Origin of the sequence: Lamprobacter sp., from assembly GCF_034860625.1 — a bacterium.
Classification (GTDB): domain Bacteria; phylum Pseudomonadota; class Gammaproteobacteria; order Chromatiales; family Chromatiaceae; genus Lamprobacter.
The window spans coordinates 1-6,960 of the sequence record NZ_JAYESN010000177.1; the positions used below are offsets into that span (position 1 = coordinate 1).

15 protein-coding genes are annotated in these 6,960 nt (G+C 60.7%); 4 read left to right on the forward strand and 11 right to left on the reverse strand.

Features of this window, described 5'->3' with window-relative positions; all coding sequences use genetic code 11:
* Nucleotides 1-289: 289 nt before the first annotated feature.
* The 10 genes from VBE63_RS23060 to VBE63_RS23105 all read right to left on the reverse strand — a co-directional run bounded on the left by VBE63_RS23060 (nucleotide 290) and on the right by VBE63_RS23105 (nucleotide 4,946).
* Nucleotides 290-409, reverse strand: coding sequence for a CmcI family methyltransferase (locus VBE63_RS23060; RefSeq protein WP_323685360.1), 120 nt, complete (start codon nucleotides 407-409; stop codon nucleotides 290-292).
* The gene (locus VBE63_RS23065; protein ID WP_323685361.1) at nucleotides 391-642 is read right to left on the reverse strand and encodes a Txe/YoeB family addiction module toxin; all 252 of its coding nucleotides are present in this window, start codon (nucleotides 640-642) and stop codon (nucleotides 391-393) included. Before VBE63_RS23065 ends, VBE63_RS23060 begins: the two co-directional genes overlap by 19 nt.
* Nucleotides 635-874 carry a hypothetical protein gene (locus VBE63_RS23070; protein ID WP_323685362.1) on the reverse strand — a complete coding sequence of 80 codons (240 nt, stop codon included), beginning with the start codon at nucleotides 872-874 and terminating at the stop codon, nucleotides 635-637. Before VBE63_RS23070 ends, VBE63_RS23065 begins: the two co-directional genes overlap by 8 nt.
* Nucleotides 875-888: 14 nt before the next feature.
* Nucleotides 889-1,668 (reverse strand): cephalosporin hydroxylase family protein, encoded by a 780-nt coding sequence (locus tag VBE63_RS23075; protein WP_323685363.1) that lies wholly within the window; start codon nucleotides 1,666-1,668, stop codon nucleotides 889-891.
* Between the two features lie 75 nt (nucleotides 1,669-1,743).
* A complete protein-coding gene (locus tag VBE63_RS23080; RefSeq protein ID WP_323685364.1) occupies nucleotides 1,744-2,607 on the reverse strand; it encodes an NAD(P)-dependent oxidoreductase in 864 nt (287 codons plus the stop codon).
* 17 nt (nucleotides 2,608-2,624) lie between these two features.
* Entirely contained in the window at nucleotides 2,625-2,840 is a 216-nt protein-coding gene (locus tag VBE63_RS23085) for a DUF2283 domain-containing protein (protein WP_323685365.1), read from the reverse strand.
* Complete coding sequence (locus VBE63_RS23090) at nucleotides 2,837-3,079, reverse strand: hypothetical protein (RefSeq protein ID WP_323685366.1); 243 nt, start codon at nucleotides 3,077-3,079, stop codon at nucleotides 2,837-2,839. The genes VBE63_RS23085 and VBE63_RS23090 overlap by 4 nt, the downstream gene beginning before the upstream one ends.
* A gap of 18 nt (nucleotides 3,080-3,097) precedes the next feature.
* Nucleotides 3,098-4,324, reverse strand: coding sequence for a class I SAM-dependent methyltransferase (locus VBE63_RS23095; protein ID WP_323685374.1), 1,227 nt, complete (start codon nucleotides 4,322-4,324; stop codon nucleotides 3,098-3,100).
* A gap of 14 nt (nucleotides 4,325-4,338) precedes the next feature.
* Nucleotides 4,339-4,590, reverse strand: a complete 252-nt coding sequence (locus VBE63_RS23100) for a type II toxin-antitoxin system HicB family antitoxin (protein ID WP_323685367.1) — start codon at nucleotides 4,588-4,590, stop codon at nucleotides 4,339-4,341.
* Nucleotides 4,587-4,946: a hypothetical protein gene (locus VBE63_RS23105; RefSeq protein ID WP_323685368.1), complete on the reverse strand. Its 360-nt coding sequence runs from the start codon at nucleotides 4,944-4,946 to the stop codon at nucleotides 4,587-4,589. Before VBE63_RS23105 ends, VBE63_RS23100 begins: the two co-directional genes overlap by 4 nt.
* Before the next feature lie 27 nt (nucleotides 4,947-4,973).
* Between VBE63_RS23105 and VBE63_RS23110 the strand changes: the two genes are divergently transcribed.
* The 4 genes from VBE63_RS23110 (at nucleotide 4,974) to VBE63_RS23125 (ending at nucleotide 6,203) form a co-directional block, all read left to right on the forward strand.
* A complete protein-coding gene (locus VBE63_RS23110; RefSeq protein WP_323685369.1) occupies nucleotides 4,974-5,177 on the forward strand; it encodes a hypothetical protein in 204 nt (67 codons plus the stop codon).
* 66 nt (nucleotides 5,178-5,243) lie between these two features.
* Nucleotides 5,244-5,576 carry a hypothetical protein gene (locus tag VBE63_RS23115; protein WP_323685370.1) on the forward strand — a complete coding sequence of 111 codons (333 nt, stop codon included), beginning with the start codon at nucleotides 5,244-5,246 and terminating at the stop codon, nucleotides 5,574-5,576.
* A complete protein-coding gene (locus VBE63_RS23120) occupies nucleotides 5,548-5,982 on the forward strand; it encodes a hypothetical protein (protein WP_323685371.1) in 435 nt (144 codons plus the stop codon). The genes VBE63_RS23115 and VBE63_RS23120 overlap by 29 nt, the downstream gene beginning before the upstream one ends.
* Complete coding sequence (locus tag VBE63_RS23125) at nucleotides 5,952-6,203, forward strand: hypothetical protein (RefSeq protein WP_323685372.1); 252 nt, start codon at nucleotides 5,952-5,954, stop codon at nucleotides 6,201-6,203. The genes VBE63_RS23120 and VBE63_RS23125 overlap by 31 nt, the downstream gene beginning before the upstream one ends.
* A 410-nt stretch (nucleotides 6,204-6,613) precedes the next feature.
* Here VBE63_RS23125 and VBE63_RS23130 read toward each other — a convergent pair.
* The coding region (locus tag VBE63_RS23130) for a hypothetical protein (RefSeq protein ID WP_323685373.1) at nucleotides 6,614-6,960 on the reverse strand (347 nt) is incomplete at its 5' end.

The following is a 6,960-nucleotide window of genomic DNA, read 5'->3' on the forward strand; positions in this document are numbered from 1 at the left end:
GAGTGACCGCTTCACAGGCTCGGAGCTGCCCGATCAAGGTGGCGATCGCATCGACGTCGGAAAGCGGCGGCTGACGAAGCGCCAGGTCGGTGAGATAGGCGCTCGCCTTGGTGAGCGACAACTGCAGGCTACTTGCCAATGCAGCTGGCTGCACGGACAGCAGCCCGGCATCGATCGCTGCCCGAAGGAGGCGCAACTCCAACTCGCGCTTATTCAGACTTCCAAACGGTGCGGATTGAAGGAGGCTGAAGCATTAGGCGCCGAATTGTTCATGAGCTTTAGACATCGATCAGGCAACCCTCCGCAGGTAGTCATCCGGCACCACGCTGATCAGCAGCTTATGATCGATCTGTTTGTCGATCTCGAACTCGCGCTGCTTGGCTGATCCATTCAGTAATGATACCGGCATTGCGCGATGATCATTTGACCATCTTGGTAAGTGTATACCAAACGATGTTCATCGTTGATTCGCCGACTCCAAAATCCTGACCATTCATGTTTGAGTGGCTCGGGCTTTCCGATTCCGTCGAAGGGGTTGCGCTGGACATCCTGAATCAAGGCGTTGACACGCTTCAAGATACGTTTATCTTCTTGTTGCCAATACAAATAATCCTCCCATGCTTGCGGATGCCAGCTAATCATCGATCAAGGCCCGCTCCTCGAATCGCCCGCGTCTGATTTCCCCAATTGCCTGATCTAGTCGCTCGCGGTTGCGTGCGGAGCTTTTCAGATACGCGGTTTCAAGATACGCACTTTGGTGATCAATCCGCTCCTCAAGCATCTCTAGAGCCAATTGCTCGGGTGTTTGCTCCGCAAGCGTCGCGATGGCAGCGATCTTATCTCTCAAACGATCAGGAATTTCGATGTGCAGCATTGCTTGTACTCCCGTTAATGATTGTCTGCAACCCGCCGCAAATACCCATCCGGCGCCACGCTGATCAGCAGCTTGTGGTCGATCTGTTTGTCAATCTCGAACTCCGGGTGGTCCTTGAGGTATTGATGCACGGCGGTCTTGGGGTTGTTGCCTGGCCCCCAGGGGCGATCAGGGAATAGGTCGGCCGGCACATCCTCAATGTTCGTATCGAACACCACGCAGTAACTGCCGCGGCTAACCAGCGGGGCATAGGCTTGCAGTTCCGCAAGAACGTGATCGTGCGTGTGGTTAGAGTCCAGGCACACTAAGATGCGCTCGTAACCGTCAGTTATTGCCTGTACCTGCGCGATGATCTCAAGATCGACCGATGAGCCTTCGATCAGGTTGATACGGTTGGCCATAGGGTGGGCTTCGATAGCGGCGCGGTTGTGAGCACGGATGTCAATGTCGATGCCGATGACCTGACGCTTAGGCCGTGCTGGATCAAGCGTATTGCCCTGCTCTGCGGCTTCGCAGTAATCCAGCAGCGTGAGCATGGAGGCGCTGAAAATCAGCGAGCCGCCGTGTACAATGCCGGTTTCGATGATCAGATCGGGCTTAATTGACCAGATCAGTTCCTGCATCGCAATCATGTCTTGCGGATATTGGATGATCGGGCGGCCTTGCCAGAAGAAGTTGTAGGAATACTTCGGCAGAATGGATTCCAGCATGAAGGCCTGACTTGCCGTAATGAGGTCATCATGCTGTCCAATGCGCTGGAGCCGTTCTTGGACTTCTTGTTCAAATTCGGTCATGTTCGATCCCAATAGCGTCATAGTTCCCGTGAGACCTGGCTTTCATCTGGATAGTATGGCTGGCGTTGAAAATCTTCATACGGTTCTGGTAACGATACCACCATCGTACTGCTCTCCATTAGGGATGCCCAAAACGCAAGGCGGATCGAAGTGGTTGTCCGGCCGCACGCCGAAGTGCAGGAGGTCGCGGCGATCGTATTCGTCGGCAATCTGCTCGGCGAGTTGGCGAACGGTGATGGGGACGCCGGAACAGATGTTGAGGGGACCTTGGCGCTCACTCAGGGCGACGTCGGCGATACGCTCGCCGGCCTCGCGCACATCGAGAAAGTCGCGAATTTGCCGGCCGCTGGTGAGTTCAGCGGGCTCGCCAGCGGACAGGCGTGCATGCAGATGGGGGACCAGCCGGCGCGGGTCCTCGCCTTCGCCATAGAGGTAGAACAAGCGACACCAAGCGAACTCGATGCCCGCGGCCGGCAGCAGTTGGCTCAGCAGGTGGAAAGTCGAGGCCTTGGCAGCAGCATAGAGGGTGCCAGGCCGCAAGGGGGTCTCCGTGCCGAGGACGTGCGCTTGAACATCGTATTCAAAGCAGGTGCCGATGCCGATGAAGCGCCGCCCACCAGCGCGTTGGAAGGCCTGCGCGAGGCGCAGGGTGCCGTACAGGCAGTCGAGATTGCGCTCGGAGTTCAGGTACTGGCCGGGCTCGGCATACCAAGCGGCATGGATCAGGGTATTGAGACCGGCGGTGATCTCGTCGAGGCCAGCGTCGGTTTCCGCGAACAGATCAGCGGTGGTAGCCATCTCCAGACCACCCCTTGCTGCAGGCGCTCCTGGCGAATCGGCGCTGGAGCGCTTGATGATGCGAACCGGCTGATCGCGTTCCACGAGCGCGCGAAGGATTTGGCGGCCGACGAAGCCGGTGGCGCCGGTGAGGGCGATCATAAGCGGCTCCGAGTGCTTCAAGCTGCGTCAAGATGCCCGATGGGGAACTCATTCAACGACAAGGTCGCCAAGTCCGCTCGCCGACTAGCGTGTTGGATGTCGATGCCCACCAGCGCTCCCGATGCGTCGTAGTCCAGAACCACGCCCTCGGAGACTTCGTCAGAATCGACGGAAGCCCGTTCACTGAGGTGGATGTAGAGGGAATCCGTTGCGGCATCGTAATTGAGTTTCATGGCTTAAACCTCCGATCTGGAAAGGCGTTGTGGATCGTTTGACCATCGGCCAGGGTCACCACACGCAGGTAACGGCCCAGCGCATCAACCCAGATCCAGTGTCTGACACGTCCATCATCGGCCTGTACTTGTTTGCGGATGGGGTTGCGGACGGCCGCCTCACACCATTCGCGCTGGATGTACGGTCGTTTGACAATCACATTGTCGCGGAAATAGTCAGTGATGGGCAGTTCCTGCATCGAAGATTCAATGACCTATCACCCTTGCTGGTGGATGCGAAGCTCTGGCACAGCAGTGACAAAGCGCACGCCTTGCTCGGCAAGATCAGCCAGTTGCCCCTTGACCTCCTCAGCGATATTCCAGGGCAGGATCAACACCTCATCCGGCGGCTCATCGCGCAGCGCGGCCGGTAGGCGGATCGGGATGTGGCTGCCGGGCAGGAATTTACCCTGTTTGGCCGGGGCGGCGTCGCAGACGTAGGGTAGCAGGTCGGGCTTGACGCCGGCGTAGTTGAGCAGGGTGTTGCCTTTGGCGGCGGCGCCGTAGGCGGCGATGCGTTTGCCGGCGCGTTGTTGCTCGATCAGATGTGCGAGCAGGTCGTTCTTGACGCGGTTGGCGCGTGGCTGGAAGGCCTGGTAGGTTGCCAGGTCCAGCAGGCCCTGGTGTTGTTCGGTGGCGAGCAGGTCGGCGATGGCCTGAGTGCTGGGGCGCGGATCATCGGCGTGGATGGCATAGACGCGCAGGCTGCCGCCGTCGGTGGGCAGTTGCTCGATATCCCAGAGGCGCAACTGCTGGGCCTGGAGGATGCGCTGGACGGCGTGCAGCGAGAGGTAGGAGAAGTGCTCGTGGTAGACGGTGTCGAATAGGTTGTGCTCGATGAGCCGCAGCAGGTGCGGGAACTCTAGGATGATGGCGCCGCCGGGCTTGAGCGCGGCCTTGAGACCGGCGGTGAAGTCGTTGATGTCCGGCACGTGGGGGTAGACGTTGTTGCCGGTGATGAGGTCGGCCTGTTGGCCGTCGGCGGCAAGCTGTTGACCCAGGGCGATGCCGAAGAACTGGCGCAGGATGGGAATGCCTTGGGCCTCTGCGGCGTCGGCGGTGGCGTCGGTGGGCTCGATGCCCAAACAGGGGATGCCGGCACGGACGAAGTTGCGCAGCAGGTAGCCATCGTTGGCGGCGACCTCGATGACCAGGCTGTCAGCGCCAAGGCCAAGGCGCTGGGTGATCATGGCGCTGTAGTCGGCGGCGTGCTTGAGCCAACTGCTGGAGGTGGAAGAGAAGTAGGCGTAGTCGCTGGTGAACAGCGCGTCAGCGACGACAAAGTCTTGGGTCTGCACCAGCCAGCAGTGGTCGCAGACGAAGAGCTTGAGCGGATAGGTGGTTTCTGGCCGCTTGAACTCGTCTTCGCTGAGGTAGGCGTTGGACGGGGGGCATAGCCGAGGTCGAGGAAGACATGGCGCAGCGGGGTTTGGCAGTGGCGGCAGTTTATGCGTCAGCCTTAGCGTGAGCCCACGGCCTGCGCCGGCTCGTCCCGTAAGCGCTCGTCCCAGCGCGCGCCTGGCACCGGGCGGCCCAGGGCCTTGAGCGTTTCTAAATAGGAATGCAAGGCATCATAGCCTTCACGGAGCGCGGCTTCTGGCGTTGGTCCATCAGCCATGCAGCCTGGGTAGTCGGGGAACTCGATGAGGTAACCCTCACCCTCGTCCGGCGTGAGCGGGCGCAGCGTGCAACGCGGCAGTCGGTTGTTCATGATCCTTGCCCCTCCAGGGCATCGACCAGCGCGACGAAGCGCTTGATGTAAATCGGGGCGATCGGCTTGTGCGCGGGAATGGTCACCGGCACGCACCCTGGAGCGCTGAAGGTGACATGACTGGTTCCCGGCTGACGATAGTCTATGCCTAAGCCATTTGCGACAGTTTTGACGTCCTGAATGCGCCAATCACGCGGATTTTGGCGCATGCGGGCCAGTAGTCGCCTCACATTGGACATGGTATGGCAGACTTGGACTCTGCGGCGACTCCACGCGTGCTCGGGCACGGGCCAGTGTTGGTCGCGTTTGCCGAGCACCGCCGCGGTGCCGAGGACCAGGGTTATACTGAGCCGCATCACTCCCCACGCAGTCGGAAGGATGCCATGGCCGTGACCTATGAAGAGATCCTCACCTTGTTCCAGGAGACCGATCGCAAGCTCCAAGCCACCGAGCGCCTCATGCGCGAGCAGTCTCAGGAAACCGACCGCAGATTTCAGGAGACCGACCGCAGATTTCAGGAGACCGACCGCAGATTTCAGGAGACCGAACGCCTGATACGCGAGCGATCACGCGAGACCGATCGCTAGATCGCTCAGGTCAACACCGCCATCGGTCGGCTGGGCAATCGCCTCGGCGATTTCATCGAGGATGCGGTGCGCCCGGCGGCGGTGCGGCTGTTTCGTGAGCGCGGCATCGCGGTGCATGAGGTTCATCAACAGGTGTTCGCGGAACGCGAGGGCGAGGCCATCGAATGCAAAAGTCTGCTCTCGGTCGATGATGTCAACGAGCACCTGGAGCGCTTGGCGAAGGTGAAGACGTTATTGCCGAAGTCTCGCGACAGCCGGGTGTTGGGCGCCGTGGCGGCGATGACGATCCCGGATGACGTGGCCAAGTCTGCCGATCGCCAGGGGCTCTATGTCATCGGTCAGAGCGGCGAGCAGTTGACGATCCGCAACGATGCACGGTTTTCGCCAAAGGCCTGGTAGCCATGATCCGCCACCGAGCGCGTCAAGCCCCAGGCCGGTGTCGGCCAACTACTTCTTGCACATGTCGGACGTGACCTTCTGCATGGCCACCAACCAGATGGAAGTCCACGAGCGCCATGCCGAGCCCTGGCGGGTGACCCTCATCGACACCGGCGAAGACACTCAGACCGGCGGGCGGCTGTTGCGCGTGCGCGAGTATATCGAAGACGAACCCGCCTTCTGCTTCACCTATGGCGACGGCCTGAGTGATGTCGACATCAGCGCACTACTCGCCTTTCATCACCGCCACGGCAAGCTCGCCACCGTCACCGCCGTCAGCCCGCCCGGGCGCTATGGCGCCCTGCAATGCAGCGGCCAAAAGAGGTCACCGGCTTCATGGAAAAACCGCGTGGCGATGGCGGCTTGATCAACGGCGGCTTCTTCGTCCTCTCCCCAGCCTGTCTGGAGTGGATCGAGAACGATCGAACCGCCTGGGAAACGACCCCGCTTAGCCAACTCGCCGCCCAAGGCCAGCTCATGAGCTTCATCCATCACGGTTTCTGGCAGCCCATGGACACCCTACGCGACAAGGTCCATCTCGAAGCCCTTTGGGACAGCGGCCAAGCCCCCTGGAAGTGCTGGAGCTGAGCCCGCCCATCATGCCCACCCCCAATCCAGACCCCGCCTTCTGGCCCGACAAGCGCATCCTGCTCACCGGCCACACCGGCTTCAAAGGCAGTTGGCTCGCGTACTGGCCCACCCGGCGCCCGCATTCGCGTCATCGTCCTGGAAGACGCCGACGCCATCCCCGCATCGGCCATGGCGCTGGCCGATCTGCAATCCGCCATCAGCTTTGCCCAAGACGACCTGGCCGATGCCGCCGAGGACGTCTGGAATGACCTCTGAGATTTACCGCAATCCTCAACGCGGGCTTGCATCAGCGCTTGCGTGATCTCGTGCTCGTTCATCGTGATGGCACCCTGTCTGCTGGGCGTCACCATAGGCGCAAGCCTGCAGTTCGGCGTGGCTGCCATTGACGACCAGGTTGCGTTCAAGTACTAGCTGCCGAACGCAGGGGCAAGGAGAACCTGCAAGCCTTGGGCGATGCTGACCACACTGCCGAACGTCGACACCGTGTCTCGCCAGGACGTCTTTGGGGTCCAGGTCGATGTTGCCTCCTGAAGCCAAGCGGGTTCGCCGAGCACATCATCGAGCGCAGCGAGCGCCTGGGCCGGCGTTGCAATGCCTTTGGCATGGTCGAGCAGGCGCAATAGCCCGAGTGGCGTCAGCTTGACGACATCACGGCGCAGGCTCTCGCCGGGGTGAAGTCCCTCGGCGGCAAGCTTGCGCTCAAGCCAAATCCTGAGCGCAGCGTCATGGAGCGGTATCGACAGGTGTTTGTCGT

What these genes read in the sequence shown, in the direction of transcription:
- VBE63_RS23060 (WP_323685360.1), bottom strand. Translation starts at nt 409, where the DNA reads ATGCCGGTATCATTACTGAATGGATCAGCCAAGCAGCGCGAGTTCGAG.
- VBE63_RS23065 (WP_323685361.1), bottom strand. Translation starts at nt 642, where the DNA reads ATGATTAGCTGGCATCCGCAAGCATGGGAGGATTATTTGTATTGGCAA.
- VBE63_RS23070 (WP_323685362.1), bottom strand. Translation starts at nt 874, where the DNA reads ATGCTGCACATCGAAATTCCTGATCGTTTGAGAGATAAGATCGCTGCC.
- VBE63_RS23075 (WP_323685363.1), bottom strand. Translation starts at nt 1,668, where the DNA reads ATGACCGAATTTGAACAAGAAGTCCAAGAACGGCTCCAGCGCATTGGA.
- VBE63_RS23080 (WP_323685364.1), bottom strand. Translation starts at nt 2,607, where the DNA reads ATGATCGCCCTCACCGGCGCCACCGGCTTCGTCGGCCGCCAAATCCTT.
- VBE63_RS23085 (WP_323685365.1), bottom strand. Translation starts at nt 2,840, where the DNA reads ATGAAACTCAATTACGATGCCGCAACGGATTCCCTCTACATCCACCTC.
- VBE63_RS23090 (WP_323685366.1), bottom strand. Translation starts at nt 3,079, where the DNA reads ATGCAGGAACTGCCCATCACTGACTATTTCCGCGACAATGTGATTGTC.
- VBE63_RS23100 (WP_323685367.1), bottom strand. Translation starts at nt 4,590, where the DNA reads ATGAACAACCGACTGCCGCGTTGCACGCTGCGCCCGCTCACGCCGGAC.
- VBE63_RS23105 (WP_323685368.1), bottom strand. Translation starts at nt 4,946, where the DNA reads ATGCGGCTCAGTATAACCCTGGTCCTCGGCACCGCGGCGGTGCTCGGC.
- VBE63_RS23110 (WP_323685369.1), top strand. Translation starts at nt 4,974, where the DNA reads ATGGCCGTGACCTATGAAGAGATCCTCACCTTGTTCCAGGAGACCGAT.
- VBE63_RS23120 (WP_323685371.1), top strand. Translation starts at nt 5,548, where the DNA reads ATGCACGGTTTTCGCCAAAGGCCTGGTAGCCATGATCCGCCACCGAGC.
- VBE63_RS23125 (WP_323685372.1), top strand. Translation starts at nt 5,952, where the DNA reads ATGGAAAAACCGCGTGGCGATGGCGGCTTGATCAACGGCGGCTTCTTC.